The following is an 18,756-nucleotide window of genomic DNA, read 5'->3' as shown; positions in this document are numbered from 1 at the left end:
CCGTTCTCCGGCGCCTAAGTTTTTTTCCGCAGGGCGAAAACTTCCGAGGCTGTTTCACGGTCTATGCCTTCATACATTTCCTACGTAATTCAGAGGTTTCCACCCAAATGGCAGCAGTAATGGTCGGCCAATTCCACGCCCGTGACGCCGAAGGCCGCATCTACCCCGTGCACGAGTTCCAGGAATCCACCCTGCAACTCGACGGCAGCACGCTGGGCGCCCCCATCACCACCTATCGCCTGGCCATCGGCGACAAGGTCAACCACCTGGGTGATAACCGTTTCGAACTGGCACGCTCCGGCGTCGAGATCACGCGCATTCCGTGATGCAATCCACGGTGTAGCGGCCCCCTTCGTGCTGCAGGCCGTGCACATCGGCGACAAACCCGGGAAAGCCTTGGTTGAATGCTCGGGCGAATGCCAGGTAGTCAAGGATCGAGCGGGTCGCCTCGGTGAACCGCTCACCCGGCATGATCAGCGGGATGCCAGGCGGGTACGGCACCAGCATTACCGCTGCCACACGCCCCAGCAGTGCCTCGATCGGCACCGCCTCTACCTCCCCACGCACCATTTTGTCATAGGCCTGGGCCGGGCTTACCGCCACTTCCGGCAAATGGGTGAACAGCCGCTTCAGCTGTTTGGCCGTGGCATTGGCGCGATAGCAGTCATGTAACTGGTCGCACAGGTCGCGCAGGCCCATGCCCTGGTAGCGTAAGGCGTCGGCAGCCCCCACGCTCGGCAGGCAACTGCTGAGCGGGGTGTTGCCGTCATAGTGGCGCTTGAACTCCAGCAGCTCGGTGAGCAGGGTGCTCCACTTGCCCTTGGTGATGCCCATGGAAAACAGTACCAGGAAACTGTACAGGCCCGTTTTTTCCACCACCAGCCCGCGTTCCCAGAGAAACTTGCTGACTACCGCCGCCGGGATGCCGCGCGCGCCCAACACACCGTCTGCGCTCAGCCCCGGCATTACCAAGGTCACTTTCAACGGGTCGAGCAGCACATAATCGGCCGCCACTTCAGCAAACCCATGCCATTGCGCGCCGGGCTGCAGCAACCAGTCCTGCGCAGCCAGACGGGGGATGCCCTCGGCGCTTGGCGGCTGCCAGATGCTGAACCACCAGTCCTCTGCGGCAATGTGCTCACGCAGGTTGGCCAGGGCACGACGAAAACTCAACGCTTCGTCGAACATCTCCTGCAGCAGCGAGCGTCCGGCCGGCCCTTCCATCATGGTCGAAGCCACATCCAGCGAGGCGAGAATGCTGTATTGCGGCGAGGTAGAGATGTGCATCATGAACGCTTCGTTGAAACGGTCCCGGTCCAGCTGCCGCCTGGCGCCGTCCTGCACATGAATCATCGAGGCCTGGCTGAACGCCGCCAGCAGCTTGTGGGTGGAATGGGTGCTGAACACCAGCGGGCTGTCTGCCGCGCACGCGGTGCCCATGGCGTAGCGCCCGGTGAAGAAGTCGTGGAATGCGGCATAGGCAAACCAGGCCTCGTCGAAGTGCAGCACCTCGACACTGGTACCCAGGGCCTGCTTGATCAGCCCGGCGTGGTAACACAGCCCGTCGTAGGTGGAGTTGGTCACGACCGCCAGCTTGATGCGCTGCCCACGATCACGGGCAAGGGGGTTGGCCTGGATCTTCGCAGCGATCGCCTCGGGGCTGAACTCGCTGAGCGGGATCGGCCCGATGATGCCCAGTTCGTTGCGCTCCGGGCACAGGTACAGCGGGATGGCCCCCGTCATGATGATCGCGTGCACTACCGACTTGTGACAATTGCGATCCACCAGTACCAGGTCGTCACGGCCGACCATGGCGTGCCAGACAATCTTGTTGGCCGTGGAGGTGCCATTGATGACGAAGAAGGTATGGTCGGCACCGAAGTTGCGCGCCGCCCTGGCCTCGGCTTCGGCCAGTGGGCCTGTGTGGTCGAGCAGCGAACCCAGCTCCGGTACGGAAACGGACAGGTCCGAGCGCAGGGTGTTTTCCCCGAAGAACTGGTGAAAGGCTTGGCCTACCGGGCTTTTATGATAGGCCACACCGCCACCATGGCCCGGGGTGTGCCAGGAATAGTTGGACTGCGCGGTGTGCTGCACCAGTGCCTTGAAGAACGGCGGTAGCAGGCCATCGAGGTAGGTGTGTGCAGCACGCGCCACCTGGCGGGCGAGAAACGGCACGGTGTCTTCGAACAGGTAAAGGATGCCACGCAACTGGTTGAGTTCGCTCATGGCTTCGGCGGGGGCATTTTCCAAGGTCACCTGCTCGCCCAGGGCAAAGATCGGCAGGTTGGGGGCGCGCAGACGGGCCAGGCGGATCAGCTCGGCCATGTTCTGCAACAAATGGGTGTTCTCGCCAACGCCCTCGGCAGCAATCAGCATGCAGGCCAGGCCGTGGTGGGTGGCGGCGACCAGGCGTGCTTCGGCGTGGTCAGCTGCGGCGAGAATGGCAAAGCCATCCTGGCGCAGTTCCTCGGCGATGCCCCGCACGCGCTCGCCGGCAACATTGTCGGCCTTGATGGCGCGGTGGACGATGAGGATCGGGAACTTGAGGTCCTTGTACATCAGGCGGCTACCTCCGAAGGACATGGCGTCCATGTCAGGGTAGTTGACGTGCCTGCCTTGAGTGTTGGGTGTTGCTGAGATCGAGCGCCGCCCGCGCGGCGCATCGCGAGCTGCGCTCGCTCCTACGTTTGTTTCGGGCCAATTATTCCTGGGGGATTTGCGCGCGAACGCTTTGGTGTATGACTCTGTATTGCGTCGTACGAGCAAGGCGGTCGCGCGCGCCTGTCACAGGCGTTACTGGCCAATTATTCCTATGGGATATTCGCGCGAACGCCCTGGTGCATGGCTCGATATCGCGTCGTACGAGCAAGGCGGTCGCGCGCGCCTGTCACAGGCGTTACTGGCCAATTATTCCTATGGGATATTCGCGCGAACGCCCTGGTGCATGGCTCGATATCGCGTCGTACGAGCAAGGCGGTCGCGCGCGCCTGCACAGGCGTTACTGGCCAATTATTCCTATGGGATATTCGCGCGAACGCCCTGGTGCATGGCTCGATATCGCGTCGTACGAGCAAGGCGGTCGCGCGCGCCTGTCACAGGCGTTACTGGCCCGAAACAAACGTAGGAGCGAGCGCAGCTCGCGATGCGCCGCGCGGGCGGCGCTCGATCTCAGCAACACCCCACAACCCACGGCAAGCCCAGCGCCTCAACCCGCAGGTATCTCGGTCAGGGCCTGCCACAGCGAAGGCCCACCTGCCGATTTGGCAACCGCTGCCAGACGCTCGGCATGCGCCTCCAGCTCCTCGGCGCTGGCCATGATCACCCGCCCCGGGGTACGCCCGACAATCCGGCGAATCTCGCTGCCGCCAGCCCCCTGCCCGTCATCATCGGCATCTGCGCCATGGCCTGCCAGCGACAAACTGGTCTGGCCACCGGTCATGGCCAGGTAAACGTCTGCCAGCAGTTCCGAGTCGAGCAGTGCGCCGTGCAGCTCACGGCCCGAGTTATCGATGTCGTAGCGTTTGCACAGCGCATCCAGGCTGTTGCGCTGCCCTGGGTGGCGCGAACGTGCCAGCAGCAGGGTATCCAGAATAGTGCAGTGCTGCGAAATGTCAGCGCGGTCCTGCTGGCCCAGCAAGGCGAATTCGTTGTTGATGAAGCCAACGTCGAACGCCGCGTTGTGGATGACCAGCGTGGCGCCCTGGATGAAGTCGAAGAACTCTTCGGCAACATCGCCAAAGCGTGGCTTGCCAACCAGGAAGGCATCCGTGATGCCGTGAACGTTGATCGCGCCCTCGTCACTCTCGCGGTCGGGCTGCAGGTAGACGTGGAAGTGCCGCCCGGTCAGGCGCCGGCCGATGACCTCGACACAGCCGATCTCGATGATCCGGTGGCCTTCGCCAACCGGCATACCCGTGGTTTCGGTATCGAGAATGACGAACCGTTTATCTTGCTGCTGCTCCACGCGGGCGCTCCAACTTGCATCCGTTACAAAGGCCGCGATTGTACCCCAGCTCAACGCTGGGCGCGCACCTCATCGACCCCACGGTTGGCCAGCTGGTCGGCGCGTTCGTTGCCGGGGTGGCCGATATGGCCGCGCACCCACTTCCAGGTCACCTTGTGGCGGTTGACCTGCTCATCGAGCTGCTGCCACAGGTCGGCATTCTTCACCGGCTCTTTGGCCGCCGTCTTCCAGCCGCGCTTCTTCCAGTTGACCATCCACTCGTTGATGCCCTTCATCACGTACTGCGAGTCGGTGGTCAGTACCACCTCGCATTCACGCTTGAGCGACATCAGGCCCTGGATCGCGGCCATCAGCTCCATGCGGTTGTTGGTGGTCTCACGCTCGCCGCCCCATAGTTCCTTCTCGACGCCCTTGTAGATCATCAGCACGCCCCAGCCACCCGGGCCAGGGTTGCCCTTGCAGGCACCATCAGTAAACATCTCGACGCTATCGCTCATGTACCACTCTTGAATTCAGTGCTTGTCAGTTTCGGGGTTGGCTGCGGTGCGGTTGACTTTCGCCAGTGGCAGCGGCAGCAGCTTGCCCATTGGCTCGCGGCGTTCCGGCCGCAATGGCCGCAGGCCCACCACCATCTTGCGCGCCACCAGCAGGTACACCCCGCCACCGAAGCCCTGCCAGCCGCCGGCCAGTCGTTCCCAGCCTTCAAGGCGTTGCTGCCAGGCCGGTGAGGCAAGCGGCGGACGATAGCACCCGAAGCGGCGTTTCTCCAGCGCGAAGCCCAGCAGGTTGAGCCAGTCGCCCACCCGTGACGGCGAGATGCAGCGCGCCTTGCGCAGAGCATCGTGACTGAAGAAATGGCGCATGCCCCAGCTGCTCCACGGGTTGATCCCCACGATCAGCAGGTGCCCGCCCGGGCGCACGGCACTGGCGGCCTCGCGCAGCAGGCCATGGGGCGACAGACAGAAGTCCAGCCCATGCTGCAGCACCACCACATCGGCAGCGTGCTCGCTCAACGGCCAGGCCTGCTCTTCGCAGACAATCTCCACCCCCGGCAACGGCGCACCAAGGCGCACGTTACGCTGCACCTGGGGGGCTCTGGGCGGTGGCTCGGCGCAAGGCCCGTAATGTACGAGATAACCGCCAAAGAAGCGCCCGAGCTCTTCTTCCAGCAGTTTGTCCTCCTCCATGAGCATCAGTTGGCCGAGTGGGCCATTGAACCACTCACGGGCCAGGCTGATCAGCTCGACCCAGTCCGGGTCGGCCTGAGCAAAGGCTTGGTCGGTCATTGCGCTCTCCCTCGAAGGTTCTCCCACCGCGCCATCGCGGCTAAGATGCCCTCATGTGCCACGCTAGGCGAATCGGATCCGCACCATGATACAGATCGATGCTCTCCCCGCTTTCTCCGACAACTACATCTGGTTGTTACAGGATACTGCCAAACGCCGTTGTGCGGTGGTCGACCCGGGCGATGCCGGCCCGGTGGAACGCTGGCTGGCTGCCAACCCCGAGTGGGTGCTGAGCGACATCCTCGTCACCCACCACCACAATGACCACGTCGGCGGGGTGGAACGGCTCAGGCAATTGACCGGTGCACGGGTCTGTGGCCCGGCCAACGAGCGCATTCCCGGCCGCGACCTGGCACTGGACGAAGGCGACAGGGTCGACGTGCTGGGTGTGACATTCCAGGTACTGGCAGTACCCGGCCACACCCTGGGGCATATCGCCTTCTTCAGCGACCAGCCAGCAACGCCCGTCCTGTTCAGTGGCGACACCCTGTTCGCCGCCGGTTGCGGACGCATGTTCGAGGGTACACCCGAACAGATGCAGCCCGCCCTCGCCCGCCTGGCGGCCCTGCCAGCGCAGACAGAAGTGTACTGCGCCCACGAATACACCCTCAGCAACCTGCGCTTCGCCAAAGCTGTAGAGCCGAGCAATCCGCACGTTCAGCAACGGTTTGAGGACGTTACCCGTTTACGCGCCGAAAATCGCATCAGCCTGCCCTCAACGATTGGCCTGGAGCGCCTGACCAACCCCTTTCTGCGCACCTCTGAAACATTAGTTAAACAAAAAGCAGACGAATGGAAGGGACATTCAAACACCTCGCATGTCGCTGTTTTTGCTGCCTTGAGGTCTTGGAAGGACAGCTTCTGATAACCGCAAGATATATCGCAAGTGAGGGTCAAAGGTTGACCGGGGCCGGAGCGGTTTCTAGAATCGCCGAAATTTTTCGCCCGGATACCTGTGTCAGCCGATGTCTTCCCGTAGCCGCAGAACCTCTCATTCCGTCGCCCTGACGCGCCTGGCCCAAATCAGTGCGCTGGCCTTGGCAGCCACGCTGGTGGGCTGCCAGAGCACCCGTCAGCTCGACGAATCCGATAGCGTTCGCGCGCACAACTACCAGGCGCGGATCAAACACAAACCTTCCCCGCTGCTGGTCAAACCGGCCCAGCAGGCACCGCAGGATGTCTGGGAGCGCATGCGCCAGGGCTTCGCCCTGCAGGACAGCATCGATGTCAACCCACGCATCGAGCAGCAGCGTTTGTGGTTCGCCAGCAACCCGTCCTTCATAGAAAGCGCCGGGGAACGTGGCAGCCTCTACCTGCACTACATTGTCGAGCGCCTTGAAGAACGCGACATGCCGCTGGAGCTGGCACTGCTGCCCGCCATCGAAAGCGCCTACAACCCCATGGCCTACTCACGCGCCAGCGCTGCCGGCATGTGGCAGTTCATGCCGGCTACCGGTCGTCACTTCAACCTGCGCCAGACCAATTTCTATGACGGCCGCCGCGATGTCACCGCGTCGACCAACGCCGCGCTGGATTACCTGACCCGCCTGCACGACATGTTCAACGGCGACTGGCTGTTGGCCCTGGCGGCCTACAATGCCGGCGAAGGCACCGTCAGCCGAGCCATCGAGCGCAACGAAAAGCTCGGCCTGCCGACCGACTACTGGAACCTGCCGCTGCCACAGGAAACCCGCGATTACGTGCCCAAGTTGCTGGCGCTGTCGCAGGTGGTGTCCACGCCAGAAGCCTATGGCATCAATCTCACCCCGATCGCCAACGAACCGTACTTCGAAGCGGTGGCGATCAAAGATCGCCTGGACCTTACCCGGGTCGCGGCCTTCGCCAACATCGACGAGGACGAGCTGATCCAGCTCAACCCGGCATTCAAGAAGCGCATGACTGTCGATGGCCCGAAACAGCTGCTGGTGCCCACCGCCAAGGCGCAGTTGCTCAGTGCCAGCCTGTCCAACCTCAACCCCGAGCAGCTGGTCAGCCTGCAACCACCGAAAGCAGCGTTTGCCAGGGCTGTGGCCGAAGCCAAGGCACCGGTGGCGGCACGCAGCTACCGGGTCAAGCGTGGCGATAACCTGAGCGTCATCGCCAGGGCCAACCGCGTATCGGTCAAGGACATCAAGCGCTGGAACCGCTTGTCCGGCAACAGTCTGCGCGCTGGCCAGGTTCTGGCCCTGCGTGGTGGCAGTGCTCCGAGCGCCGCCGGCAACCGGGTCGCAGCATCCGGAAAGCGCTCCACCAAATACAAGGTGCGCAAGGGCGACTCCCTGTACCTGGTGGCCAAGCGCTTCAATGTGGAAATGAAGCACCTCAAGCGCTGGAACCCACGCAGCGGCCACGCCCTCAAGCCAGGCCAGACACTGACCGTCTACGTCGGGCATTGAGTCGTTACAGGGGCTGCTTTGCAGCCATTCGCGGGCACGCCCGCTCCCACAGGTTTTTCACAGCCTTGAAAGCCAGTGCCGTACCTGTGGGAGCGGGCGTGCCCGCGAATGGGCCTGAAAACCCAGCCACTGGAAAACCCCAGCCCCTCTCTTTTTCCAATCCCACCAAGCTGTTACTGTACTCGATCAAAGCCCAACGCCTCTGGATCGGATGCCGACTTGATACGTCCCCTCCTGCTGTCACTCAGCCTGGCCTTGAGCTTTCCCGCAGCCGCGATGGTGAGCGAAAGCCACGGATACGCGCAGTTCGGCACGCTCAAGTACCCAGCCACCTTCACCCACTTCGACTGGGTCAACCCGCAAGCGCCCAAGGGCGGCACATTGCGGGCCATGGCTTTTGGCACCTTCGACACACTCAACCCCTACACCTTCAAGGGGTCGAGCCCGATTACCACGCCCAACTTCCAGCAGTACGGCATCAGCGAGCTGAACGAGCCACTGATGGTAGGCACCGGCCAATACGACCCGTCTGGTGACGAGCCGACCTCCAGCTACGGCCTGATCGCCCGCTCGGTGGAATACAGCGAGGACCGCAGCTGGGTGGTGTTCAACCTGCGCCCGGAGGCCCGCTGGCATGACGGCCAGCCGATCACCTCGGCTGACGTGGCCTTCTCCTACCGCACGCTGCTCAAGGATGGCCACCCGATCTACCGCACCAACCTGCAGGAAGTGCAGCGGGTAGATATCCTCGGCCCGCTACGCATCCGCTTCGTGTTCAAACGCGCCGGCAACCCGCTGCTGATTCTGCGTCTGGGCGAAATGCCTGTGCTGCCTAAACACTACTGGCAGAAGCGCGACTTCAAGGCCACCACCTTCGAGCCCCCGTTGGGCAGTGGCCCCTACCGCATCACCCAGGTACAACCCGGGCGACGACTGGTGTTCGAACGGGTGAAGAACTACTGGGGCAAAGACCTGGCGGTCAACCGTGGCAAGTACAATTTCAATCGGGTGGAATACGAGTTCTATCGCGACGCCACGGTGGCCTTCGAAGCATTCAAGGCCGGCGAGTTCGACATCTATATCGAGCACCAGGCAAAAAACTGGGCCAACGGTTACAACTTCCCTGCCGTGCGCCGGGGTGAAGTGATCAAGGCACAAATCCCGCACAGTATCCCCACGCAAACACAGGGCCTGTTCATGAACAGCCGCCGGGCCGCGTTCAGCGACCCGCGGGTACGCCAGGCACTGGGGCTGATGCTGGACTTCGAGTGGACCAACCGCGCGCTGTTCAGCAGCGCCTACCGCCGCTCGACCAGCTACTACCCCAACAGCGAGTTCGCCGCCAGCGGCCTGCCCACCGGCAAGGAGTGGCTGCTGCTGGCGCCGTTCCGTGACCAGTTGCCCGCCAAGCTGTTCAGCGAACCCTACAAGGTCAGCCACACCGATGGCCGGGGTATCAGCCGCCAGACCCTGCGCCAGGCCCTGGGCCTGCTCGCCGAGGCCGGCTGGAAACTGCACGGCCAGCGCCTGGTCAACAGCAAGGGCCAGCAATTACGCATGGAACTGCTGCTGGTAAACCCCAACCTTGAACGCATCCTGCAACCTTATGTCGAAAACCTGTCCAGCATCGGCATCGATGCGCGCTTGCGTACCGTGGACCGCGCCCAGTACAAACAACGCCTGGACCAGTTCGATTTCGACATGATTCTGATGACACTGAACCAGACCCTGAGCCCCGGCCTCGAACAGTGGCTGTACTTCCATTCCAGCCAGGCCACGACAAAGGGCAGCAAGAACTATGCTGGGGTCAAGGACCCGGTAGTCGACCACCTGCTCGACACCCTGCTCGCCGCCCGTACCCGCGATGACCAGGTCGCCGCTGCCCGCGCCCTGGACCGCGTGCTTTCATGGCACTACTACATGATCCCCAACTGGTACCTCGACAACCATCGCCTGGCCTACCGCAACCGGTTCGCCTTCGTCACCACGCCGCCCTACACCCTTGGGCTGAACAGCTGGTGGATCAAGACTTCGGAGAAAGCCCAATGACGCCAACGCACCGTCTGCGCCGGCTGGCAGGCAGCCTGTTGCTCGCCTGCCTGAGCCTTCCCGCGCTGGCCGCACCGCAGCACGCGCTCACCCTTTACGATGAGCCACCCAAGTACCCCGCCGACTTCAAGCACTTCGACTACGTCAACCCGGATGCGCCCAAGGGGGGCACCTTCCGCCAGTCCAGCTTCGGCGGCTTCGACAGCCTCAACCCGTTCATCAACAAAGGCGTGGCGGCCGAGAACATCGGCATTATCTACGACACCCTGATGCGCCAGAGCCAGGATGAACCGTTCACCGAATACGGCCTGGTGGCCGGCAAGATCGAAAAGGCTCCGGACAACAGCTGGGTGCGCTTCTACCTGCGCCCCGAAGCGCGCTTCCATGACGGCCATCCGATGCGCGCCGACGACGTGGTGTTCACGTTCAACGCCCTGATCAAGGACGGCGCCCCGCTGTACCGCCAGTACTACGCCGACGTTGCCGAAGTGGTCGCCGAAGACCCGCTGAAGGTGCTGTTCAAGTTCAAGCACACCAACAACCGCGAACTGCCGCTGATTCTCGGCCAGTTGCCGGTATTGCCCAAGCACTGGTACGAAAACCGCGAATTCAACCGCGGCAACCTGGAGATCCCGCTGGGCAGCGGCCCGTACAAGGTCGCCAAGGTCAAGGCCGGGCGCTCGGTGCGCTACGAGCGGGTCAAGGACTACTGGGCCAAGGACCTGCCGATCAACCGGGGCTTCTACAACTTCGATGTCATGACCTTCGACTCCTACCGCGACACCACCGTCGCCCTTCAAGCACTCAAGGCCGGGGCGTTCGACTATGCCCTGGAAGTCAGCGCAAAGAACTGGGCCACCGCCTACGACGTGCCTGCCGTGCGCGAGGGTCGCCTGATCAAGGAGGAGCTGCCCAACGGCAACCCCACCGGCATGCAGGGTTTCATCTTCAACATCCGCCGCCCGGTGTTCCAGGATGTTCGCGTGCGCCAGGCACTGAGCCTGCTGCTGGACTACGAGTGGACCAACAAACAGCTGTTCAACGGCGCCTATACCCGCACCAGCAGCTACTTCGACAACTCGGAAATGGCCGCCCACGGACTGCCCAGCCCCAACGAGCTCAAAATCCTCGAACCACTGCGCGGCAAAGTGCCCGAGCAAGTGTTTACCGAGGTCTTCCACAACCCGGTCAGTGACGGCAGCGGCATGATCCGCGAGCAACAGCGCCAGGCCTACAAGTTGTTGCAAGACGCGGGCTGGAAAATCGTCGACGACAAGATGGTCGACGCCCAAGGCAAGCCGGTAAGCATCGAATTCCTGCTGGCGCAGACCGAGTTCGAGCGCATCCTGCTGCCCTTCAAACGCAACCTTGCCGACCTCGGTATCGAGTTGAACATCCGCCGGGTCGACGTTTCGCAATACATCACCCGCCTGCGTTCTCGGGACTACGACATGATCGTCGGCGGTTATCCGCAGTCCAATTCGCCGGGCAACGAACAGCGCGAGTTCTGGTCCAGTGCCGCCGCCGACAACCCCGGCAGCCGCAACTTCATCGGCCTGCGCGACCCGGCCATTGACCAGTTGGTGGAACAGCTGATCAACGCCGACTCGCGCCAGAGCCTGATCGACCACTGCCGCGCCCTCGACCGCGTGTTGCTGTGGGGCTACTACGTGATCCCCAACTGGCACATCAAGACCTGGCGTGTGGCCTACTGGAACCACATCGGCCACCCGAACGTGTCGCCCAAGTACGACATCGGCATCGACACCTGGTGGATCAAGCCCGAGGTAACTCCGGCGGTCAGCGAAGACCCTGTGGACGAGGCCAACTGAGATGCTGGCCTACATCCTGCGCCGCCTGCTGCTGATCATTCCGACCCTGTTCGGCATCCTCATCATCAACTTCATCATCGTCCAGGCCGCCCCCGGTGGCCCGGTCGAGCAGATGATCGCCAAGCTCGAAGGCTTCGAAGGCGCCACCAGCCGCATTGCAGGTGGCGGCGCCGAGGTTTCCGTGGCCGGCTCCAACTACCGCGGCGCCCAGGGCCTGGACCCGGCGCTGATCGCTGAAATCGAGCGCATGTACGGCTTCGACAAGTCGCCACCCGAACGCTTGTGGATCATGATCAAGAACTACGCCCGGCTGGACTTCGGCGACAGTTTCTTCCGCGATGCCAAGGTGATCGACCTGATCGCCGAGAAGATGCCGGTTTCGATCTCGCTGGGGCTGTGGAGCACGCTGATCATGTACCTGGTGTCGATCCCGCTGGGGATCGCCAAGGCCGTGCGCCACGGCAGCCACTTCGACGTGTGGACCAGCTCGGCGATCATCGTCGGCTACGCCATCCCGGCGTTCCTGTTCGCCATCCTGCTGATCGTGCTGTTCGCCGGTGGCAGCTACTTCGACTGGTTCCCGCTGCGTGGCCTCACCTCCAACAACTTCGACGAACTGAGCACCACCGGCAAGGTGCTGGACTACTTCTGGCACCTGGTACTGCCGATCACCGCACTGGTCATCGGTAACTTCGCCACCATGACCCTGCTGACCAAGAACAGCTTCCTCGACGAGATCAACAAACAGTACGTGGTCACCGCCAAGGCCAAGGGCCTGAGCCGATCACGGGTGCTGTACGGCCACGTGTTCCGCAACGCCATGCTGCTGGTGATCGCCGGCTTCCCTTCGGCGTTCATCGGCATCTTCTTCACCGGCTCCTTGCTGATCGAGGTGATCTTCAGCCTCGACGGCCTGGGCCTGATGAGTTTTGAAGCGGCCATCAACCGCGACTACCCGGTGGTCTTCGGTACCCTGTTCATCTTCACCCTGCTAGGGCTGGTGGTGAAACTGATCGGCGACCTGACCTACACCCTGGTCGATCCACGCATCGACTTTGCCAGCCGGGAGCACTGAAATGGCCTTGTCCCCCCTCAACCGCCGGCGCTTCGAGCGTTTCAAGGCCAACCGCCGTGGCTGGTGGTCACTGTGGCTGTTCCTGATTCTGTTCGGGCTGAGCCTGGGCGCCGAGCTGATCGCCAACGACAAACCGATCGCCGTACGTTACGACGGCGAATGGTACTTCCCGGCGTTCAAGCGCTACCCGGAAACCACCTTCGGCGGCGAATTCCCGCTGGAAGCCAACTACAAGAGCCCCTACATCCGCGAGCTGCTGGCGAAGAAAGACAGTTTCGTGCTGTGGGCGCCCATCCCGTTCAGCTACCAGAGCATCAACTATGACCTGCGTGTCCCCGCCCCTGCCCCACCTTCGGCGGACAACTGGCTGGGCACCGACGACCAGGGCCGCGACGTGCTGGCACGGGTGATCTACGGCTTCCGCATTTCGGTTCTGTTTGCCCTCACCTTGACCGTGGCCAGCTCCATTATCGGCGTCATCGCCGGCGCCCTGCAGGGGTTCTACGGTGGCTGGGTCGACCTGACCGGGCAACGCTTTCTGGAAATCTGGTCCGGCCTACCTGTGCTGTACCTGCTGATCATCCTGGCCAGCTTCGTGCAGCCCAACTTCTGGTGGCTGCTGGGCATCATGTTGCTGTTCTCGTGGATGAGCCTGGTGGACGTGGTACGCGCCGAGTTCCTGCGCGGACGCAATCTGGAATACGTGCGCGCCGCCCGCGCGCTGGGCATGCGCAACGGCGCGATCATGTACCGGCACATTCTGCCTAATGCCATGATCTCGACCATGACCTTCATGCCGTTCATTCTCACCGGCGCCATCGGCACCCTCACAGCCCTGGACTTCCTCGGCTTCGGCCTGCCTGCCGGTTCGCCTTCCTTGGGCGAGCTGGTGGCGCAGGGCAAGTCCAACCTGCAGGCCCCGTGGCTGGGTATCAGCGCCTTTGCCGTGCTGGCGCTGATGCTGAGCCTGCTGGTGTTCATCGGCGAATCCGCCCGCGATGCCTTCGACCCGAGGAAGTGACATGAGTGAACAGAACCTGATCGAAGTGCGGAACCTGGCCGTAGAATTCGTGACCGGGGACCAGGTCAACCGGGTGGTGGGCGGCGTCAGCTTCGATATCCGCAAAGGCGAGACACTGGCTCTGGTGGGCGAAAGTGGCTCGGGTAAATCGGTCACCGCACACTCGATTTTGCGCCTGCTGCCCTACCCCCTGGCCCGCCACCCCAGCGGCAGCATCCACTACGAAGGCAAGGACTTGCTGCAGCAGAACGAGAAGACCCTGCAACGCATTCGCGGTAACCGCATTGCGATGATCTTCCAGGAGCCGATGACCTCGCTCAACCCGCTGCATTGCATCGAGAAGCAGATCAACGAAATCCTCCTGCTGCACAAGGGCCTGACCGGCAAGGAAGCGACTGCGCGCACGCTGGAGCTGCTGGATATGGTCGGCATTCCCGAGCCGCACAAGCGCCTCAAGGCCCTGCCCCACGAGTTGTCGGGCGGACAGCGCCAGCGGGTAATGATCGCCATGGCGCTGGCCAACGAGCCCGAGCTGCTGATTGCCGACGAGCCGACCACGGCGCTGGATGTGACCGTGCAGTTGAAGATTCTCGAACTGCTCAAGGAACTGCAGGCGCGGCTGGGCATGGCCCTGTTGCTGATCAGCCATGACCTGAACCTGGTGCGACGCATCGCCCATCGTGTGTGTGTGATGCAGCACGGGCAGATCGTGGAGCAGGCCGAATGCGCCACGCTGTTCAGCGCCCCGCAGCACCACTACACGCAGATGCTCATCAATGCCGAGCCCAGCGGGCTGCCGGCGCACAACCCGGTGGGCGCGCCGTTGCTGGAGGTGGATGAGCTCAAGGTCTGGTTCCCGATCAAGAAGGGCTTTCTGCAGCGCACGGTCGATCATGTGAAGGCGGTGGACGGGGTCAACTTCAGCTTGCCCCAGGGCCAGACGCTGGGCATTGTTGGCGAATCCGGGTCGGGCAAGTCCACATTGGGCCTGGCCATCTTGCGGCTGATCTCCAGCCAAGGCGGCATTCGCTTTCATGGGCAGAACCTCGAAGGGCTTAACCAGAAAGCGGTGCGCCCCCTGCGGCGCGAGATGCAGGTAGTGTTCCAGGATCCGTTTGGCAGCCTGAGCCCGCGCATGTGCGTGGCGGACATTGTGGGTGAAGGGTTGCGCATTCACGGCATTGGCACCGCGCAGGAACAGGAAGCGGCGATTATCGCGGCCCTGGAGGAAGTAGGCCTGGACCCACGCACGCGGCATCGCTACCCCCATGAGTTCTCTGGTGGGCAGCGCCAGCGCATTGCCATTGCCCGGGCGCTGGTGTTGAAGCCAGCGCTGATTCTGCTGGATGAACCCACGTCGGCACTTGACCGCACCGTGCAGCGGCAGGTAGTGGAATTGCTGCGTAACCTGCAGCAAAAGTACAACCTGACGTACCTGTTCATCAGCCATGACCTGGCGGTGGTCAAGGCGCTGAGCCACCAGTTGATGGTGATCAAGCATGGGCAGGTGGTGGAGCAAGGGGATGCGCAGGCGATCTTCCATGCGCCGCAGCATCCGTATACCCGGCAGTTGCTGGAGGCGGCGTTTTTGGAGGTTGAGGGTTCGTAGGGAATGGGTGGGTGTTCGCCTTGGTTCTTGCGGTGTTGCGGAGATCGAGCGCCGCCCGCGCGGCGCATCGCGAGCAAGCTCGCTCCTACATTTGTTTCGGGCCAGTATCGCCTGTGCCTGCGCGCGCGACCGCCTTGTTTGTTCCCCACGATGTCGAGTTGAGCGCCAAGGGGACGCGCGCGTCTGCCCCAGGAATAATTGGCCCGAAACAAATGTAGGAGCGAGCTTGCTCGCGATGCGCCGCGCGGGCGGCGCTCGATCTACGCAACACCACAAAAACCAAGGCAGGCGCCTTGCCGCCCTGACGCAATGCAGCAGTGATCAATTTTTCTGACAATAATCGTCTTCCATCATCAGCCGGATCGGGCATAAATTCTCCACCGTCACCTCCCAGTACCAACGGTAGAGCCCATGTCCAGCCCCCAACCCCAGCCCGCTTCCCCCGCCCTGGCCACCCTGATCCAGCGCTCCGGCCTGCCCAGCCCAACGCTGAGCGAAGCCCAGGCACACGCTGTGCTGCAGGCCCACTACGGCCTTGCCGGCAACCTGTCGCTACTGGGCAGCCAGCAAGACCTGAACTTTCGCGTGGTCACGCCGCAAGGTGGCTATGTGCTGAAGGCCTGCCACGGCAGCTATGCCCAGCTGGAGCTTGAAGCCCAGCACGCCGCCCTGGCCTTCCTGCGCGATCAAGGCTTGCCGGTACCCGCCGTGCGCTCAGCCCACAACGGCATGGGGCTGCTGGAACTGGACATCGACGCGCAACCACTGCGCCTGCGCCTGCTCGATTACATCGAAGGCCAACCGCTGACCCGCCTCAAGCACATGGAGCCACGCCTGATGGCCGAGCTGGGCGGGCTCTGTGCAAAGCTGGACAAGGCGCTTGCCCATTTCGACCACCCAGGCCTTGCGCGCACCTTGCAATGGGACCCGCAGCATGCCGGGGCACTGATCGATCACCTGCTGCCGGTGCTGCAGGACAGCGGGCTACGCGCCCGCATCGAACACGCCACGCGACAGGCCAACGAGCGCTTGATGCCGCTGGTCGATCAACTGCCCAGTCAGGCCGTGCACCTGGACATCACCGACGACAACACCGTGTGGGCCCGTGATGCCCAGCGTCAGTGGCAACTGCAAGGCGTGATCGATTTTGGCGACCTGCTGCGCACCTGGCGTATCGCCGACCTGTCGGTGACCTGCGCTGCGCTGTTGCACCACGCCGAGGGCGACCCGCTGCGCATCCTCCCAGCCGTGCAGGCCTACCAGGCGCTCAACCCGCTGACCGAGGCCGAACTGCGCGCCCTGTGGCCGCTGGTACTGAACCGCGCTGCCGTACTGGTGCTGAGCAGCGAACAACAGCTAGCCGTCGACCCGGGCAACCAGTACACCCGCGACAACATTGCCCACGAATGGGAAATTTTCGACACGGCCACCGCCGTGCCTTTCGCCCTGATGGAGGCGGCCATTCTGCAGGCTGCGGGCCTGCAACCCGCGGCGCCGGACTTGAACGGCTGCGCCCCCCTGCTCCCCGAGCTGGCCGGGCAGGCTGTCACACGGGTGGACCTGGGGGTACTCAGCGAACACTTCGAGGCCGGTAACTGGGAACAACCCGGTTACGACCAGCAACTGCTGACCTCGCAAGCCGCACCGGCCTGCAGCCTGCACGGGCAATATCGCCTGTCGCAAACCCATATCGACCGCCCCGAAGAGCCAGCCACCTGCGCCCTTGGCGTCGAGCTGCATGTGCCCAACGGCAGCCCTGTGCAAGCGCCAGCAGCCGGCACCTGGCAGCGTCATGGCGACGGCCGTGGCTGTCTGCGCACCGTGCACTGGGCTTTGTGGCTGCAAGGCCTGGAAGACGCACCGGCAGACGGCCAGGCCGTGGAAAAAGGCCAGCCCCTGGGCAGCAGCGGCAGTATCCTCAGCGTACAACTGTGCCTGGATAACAGCATCCAGCCCCCCTTCTTCGCCACGCCGTCACAGGCTGCTGCGTGGCTGGCCCTGTGCCCGTCGCCAGCCACATTATTGGGTTTCGATTGCGATGCCGAGCCGCTACCTGATCCGCAAGCCCTGCTGGCCCGCCGCGATGCCAGCTTCGCCCGCTCGCAGAAGCACTACTACGCGCAACCGCCGCACATTGAGCGCGGCTGGCGCAACTACCTGATCGACATGCAGGGCCGTTCCTACCTGGACATGCTCAACAACGTCGCGGTGCTGGGCCATGGCCACCCACGCATGGTTGCCGAGTCGGCGCGGCAGTGGTCACTGCTGAACACCAACTCGCGCTTCCATTACGCGGCGATCACCGAGTTCTCCGAACGCCTGCTGGACCTGGCCCCCGAAGGTTTCGACCGAGTGTTCATGGTCAACAGCGGCACCGAGGCCAACGACCTGGCGATTCGCCTGGCCTGGGCCTACAGCGGCGGGCGCGACCTGCTCAGCGTGCTGGAGGCCTACCACGGCTGGTCAGTGGCTACCGATGCCATCTCCACGTCGATCGCCGACAACCCGCAAGCCCTGGAAACCCGCCCGGACTGGGTACACCCGGTCGAAGCACCGAACACCTTCCGCGGTCGTTTCCGCGGGGCCGACAGCGCCGCCGACTACCTGCAAGACGTCGACGCCAAGCTGGCAGACCTCGACGCCCGTGGCCGTCAGCTGGCGGGCATCATCTGCGAGCCGGTGTACGGCAATGCCGGCGGTATCTCGCTGCCCGCAGGCTACCTGCGCGACGTCTATGCCAAGGTCCGCGCCCGCGGCGGGGTGTGCATCGCCGACGAAGTGCAGGTGGGTTATGGCCGCCTGGGCGAGTACTTCTGGGGCTTCGAGGAACAGGGCGTGGTTCCGGACATCATTACCATGGCCAAGGGCATGGGTAACGGCCAGCCACTGGGCGTGGTCATCACCCGTCGCGAAATCGCCGAGGCGCTGGAGGCCGAGGGCTACTTCTTTTCCTCGGCCGGAGGCAGCCCGGTCAGCTGCCGCATCGGCATGGCGGTGCTGGATGTCATGCAGGAAGAAGGCCTGTGGGACAACGCCCGCGACACCGGGCGCTACTTCAAGGCACGCTTGCAGGCGCTGGTCGACAAGCATCCGCTGGCCGGTGCGGCGCATGGTTCGGGCTTCTATCTGGGGCTGGAGCTGGTGCGCGACCGCGACACCCTGGAGCCGGCCACCGAAGAGACCATGCTGCTGTGCGACCGGTTGCGGGATCTGGGTATCTTCATGCAGCCAACTGGCGACTACCTGAACATCCTCAAGATCAAACCGCCGATGTGTACCAGCCGGGCCAGCGTGGATTACTTTGTTGATTGTATTGACCGGGTGCTGGGTGAAGGGCTGTAGGGTTTTGGGTTGGGGTGTTGGGCTTTAGAGGTTCAGCGCCTGTTAGATCGAGCGCCGCGCGGGCGGCGCTCGATCTCCCAGGCGACGCACCTCTACCGCCATACAGGCGGCGCTCGGTCTCCCAGGCGACGCACCTCTCCCACCATACCCTCAAGGCCACACCGCCCGGCATGACGTTGCGT

14 protein-coding genes are annotated in these 18,756 nt (G+C 63.2%); 9 read left to right on the top strand and 5 right to left on the bottom strand.

Going from position 1 to position 18,756, the window contains the following annotated elements:
- The first annotated feature begins 107 nt into the window (after window positions 1-107).
- On the top strand, window positions 108-326 hold the full coding sequence (locus GST84_08765) for a hypothetical protein (GenBank protein XGB12451.1): 219 nt from the start codon (window positions 108-110) through the stop codon (window positions 324-326).
- Here the strand turns inward: GST84_08765 and GST84_08760 are convergent.
- The 4 genes from GST84_08760 to GST84_08745 all read right to left on the bottom strand — a co-directional run bounded on the left by GST84_08760 (window position 310) and on the right by GST84_08745 (window position 5,250).
- A complete protein-coding gene (locus GST84_08760; protein XGB15735.1) occupies window positions 310-2,559 on the bottom strand; it encodes a lysine decarboxylase in 2,250 nt (749 codons plus the stop codon). The two genes, GST84_08765 and GST84_08760, sit on opposite strands and share 17 nt — an antisense overlap.
- 646 nt (window positions 2,560-3,205) lie before the next feature.
- Window positions 3,206-3,964 (bottom strand): DNA polymerase III subunit epsilon, encoded by a 759-nt coding sequence (gene dnaQ / locus GST84_08755; GenBank protein ID XGB12450.1) that lies wholly within the window; start codon window positions 3,962-3,964, stop codon window positions 3,206-3,208.
- 50 nt (window positions 3,965-4,014) lie between these two features.
- Window positions 4,015-4,461 carry a ribonuclease HI gene (rnhA, locus tag GST84_08750; protein XGB12449.1) on the bottom strand — a complete coding sequence of 149 codons (447 nt, stop codon included), beginning with the start codon at window positions 4,459-4,461 and terminating at the stop codon, window positions 4,015-4,017.
- A gap of 15 nt (window positions 4,462-4,476) precedes the next feature.
- A complete protein-coding gene (locus GST84_08745) occupies window positions 4,477-5,250 on the bottom strand; it encodes a methyltransferase domain-containing protein (protein XGB12448.1) in 774 nt (257 codons plus the stop codon).
- 85 nt (window positions 5,251-5,335) lie between these two features.
- Here GST84_08745 and gloB point away from each other — a divergent pair, with 85 nt between their 5' ends.
- The 7 genes from gloB to GST84_08710 all read left to right on the top strand — a co-directional run bounded on the left by gloB (window position 5,336) and on the right by GST84_08710 (window position 15,232).
- On the top strand, window positions 5,336-6,115 hold the full coding sequence (gloB, locus tag GST84_08740) for a hydroxyacylglutathione hydrolase (GenBank protein ID XGB12447.1): 780 nt from the start codon (window positions 5,336-5,338) through the stop codon (window positions 6,113-6,115).
- 100 nt (window positions 6,116-6,215) lie between these two features.
- Window positions 6,216-7,646 (top strand): transglycosylase SLT domain-containing protein, encoded by a 1,431-nt coding sequence (locus GST84_08735; protein XGB12446.1) that lies wholly within the window; start codon window positions 6,216-6,218, stop codon window positions 7,644-7,646.
- A 276-nt stretch (window positions 7,647-7,922) separates the two neighbouring features.
- Window positions 7,923-9,695, top strand: a complete 1,773-nt coding sequence (locus GST84_08730) for an ABC transporter substrate-binding protein (GenBank protein ID XGB15734.1) — start codon at window positions 7,923-7,925, stop codon at window positions 9,693-9,695.
- The gene (locus GST84_08725; GenBank protein ID XGB12445.1) at window positions 9,692-11,527 is read left to right on the top strand and encodes an ABC transporter substrate-binding protein; all 1,836 of its coding nucleotides are present in this window, start codon (window positions 9,692-9,694) and stop codon (window positions 11,525-11,527) included. The genes GST84_08730 and GST84_08725 overlap by 4 nt, the downstream gene beginning before the upstream one ends.
- Before the next feature lies 1 nt (window position 11,528).
- Window positions 11,529-12,602, top strand: coding sequence for a microcin C ABC transporter permease YejB (yejB, locus tag GST84_08720; protein ID XGB12444.1), 1,074 nt, complete (start codon window positions 11,529-11,531; stop codon window positions 12,600-12,602).
- A 1-nt stretch (window position 12,603) separates the two neighbouring features.
- A complete protein-coding gene (locus GST84_08715; GenBank protein XGB12443.1) occupies window positions 12,604-13,623 on the top strand; it encodes an ABC transporter permease subunit in 1,020 nt (339 codons plus the stop codon).
- Window position 13,624: 1 nt separating this feature from the next.
- Entirely contained in the window at window positions 13,625-15,232 is a 1,608-nt protein-coding gene (locus GST84_08710) for a dipeptide ABC transporter ATP-binding protein (GenBank protein XGB12442.1), read from the top strand.
- A gap of 85 nt (window positions 15,233-15,317) precedes the next feature.
- Here GST84_08710 and GST84_08705 read toward each other — a convergent pair whose 3' ends face one another.
- Window positions 15,318-15,602 carry a hypothetical protein gene (locus GST84_08705; GenBank protein ID XGB12441.1) on the bottom strand — a complete coding sequence of 95 codons (285 nt, stop codon included), beginning with the start codon at window positions 15,600-15,602 and terminating at the stop codon, window positions 15,318-15,320.
- Window positions 15,603-15,643: 41 nt separating this feature from the next.
- Here GST84_08705 and GST84_08700 point away from each other — a divergent pair, with 41 nt between their 5' ends.
- Complete coding sequence (locus GST84_08700) at window positions 15,644-18,574, top strand: aminotransferase (GenBank protein ID XGB12440.1); 2,931 nt, start codon at window positions 15,644-15,646, stop codon at window positions 18,572-18,574.
- Window positions 18,575-18,756 lie beyond the last annotated feature (182 nt).

It is taken from the genome of Pseudomonas putida, from assembly GCA_041879295.1.
GTDB lineage: Bacteria > Pseudomonadota > Gammaproteobacteria > Pseudomonadales > Pseudomonadaceae > Aquipseudomonas > Aquipseudomonas putida_Y.
Note: the sequence above shows the minus strand (reverse complement) of the source record. Positions and strands in the feature narration are given on the sequence as shown.

What these genes read in the sequence shown, in the direction of transcription:
- GST84_08735 (XGB12446.1), top strand. Translation starts at nt 6,216, where the DNA reads ATGTCTTCCCGTAGCCGCAGAACCTCTCATTCCGTCGCCCTGACGCGC.
- GST84_08745 (XGB12448.1), bottom strand. Translation starts at nt 5,250, where the DNA reads ATGACCGACCAAGCCTTTGCTCAGGCCGACCCGGACTGGGTCGAGCTG.
- GST84_08730 (XGB15734.1), top strand. Translation starts at nt 7,923, where the DNA reads ATGGTGAGCGAAAGCCACGGATACGCGCAGTTCGGCACGCTCAAGTAC.
- GST84_08725 (XGB12445.1), top strand. Translation starts at nt 9,692, where the DNA reads ATGACGCCAACGCACCGTCTGCGCCGGCTGGCAGGCAGCCTGTTGCTC.
- GST84_08765 (XGB12451.1), top strand. Translation starts at nt 108, where the DNA reads ATGGCAGCAGTAATGGTCGGCCAATTCCACGCCCGTGACGCCGAAGGC.
- GST84_08715 (XGB12443.1), top strand. Translation starts at nt 12,604, where the DNA reads ATGGCCTTGTCCCCCCTCAACCGCCGGCGCTTCGAGCGTTTCAAGGCC.
- gloB (XGB12447.1), top strand. Translation starts at nt 5,336, where the DNA reads ATGATACAGATCGATGCTCTCCCCGCTTTCTCCGACAACTACATCTGG.
- yejB (XGB12444.1), top strand. Translation starts at nt 11,529, where the DNA reads ATGCTGGCCTACATCCTGCGCCGCCTGCTGCTGATCATTCCGACCCTG.
- GST84_08700 (XGB12440.1), top strand. Translation starts at nt 15,644, where the DNA reads ATGTCCAGCCCCCAACCCCAGCCCGCTTCCCCCGCCCTGGCCACCCTG.
- GST84_08760 (XGB15735.1), bottom strand. Translation starts at nt 2,559, where the DNA reads ATGTACAAGGACCTCAAGTTCCCGATCCTCATCGTCCACCGCGCCATC.
- rnhA (XGB12449.1), bottom strand. Translation starts at nt 4,461, where the DNA reads ATGAGCGATAGCGTCGAGATGTTTACTGATGGTGCCTGCAAGGGCAAC.
- GST84_08705 (XGB12441.1), bottom strand. Translation starts at nt 15,602, where the DNA reads ATGCCCGATCCGGCTGATGATGGAAGACGATTATTGTCAGAAAAATTG.
- GST84_08710 (XGB12442.1), top strand. Translation starts at nt 13,625, where the DNA reads ATGAGTGAACAGAACCTGATCGAAGTGCGGAACCTGGCCGTAGAATTC.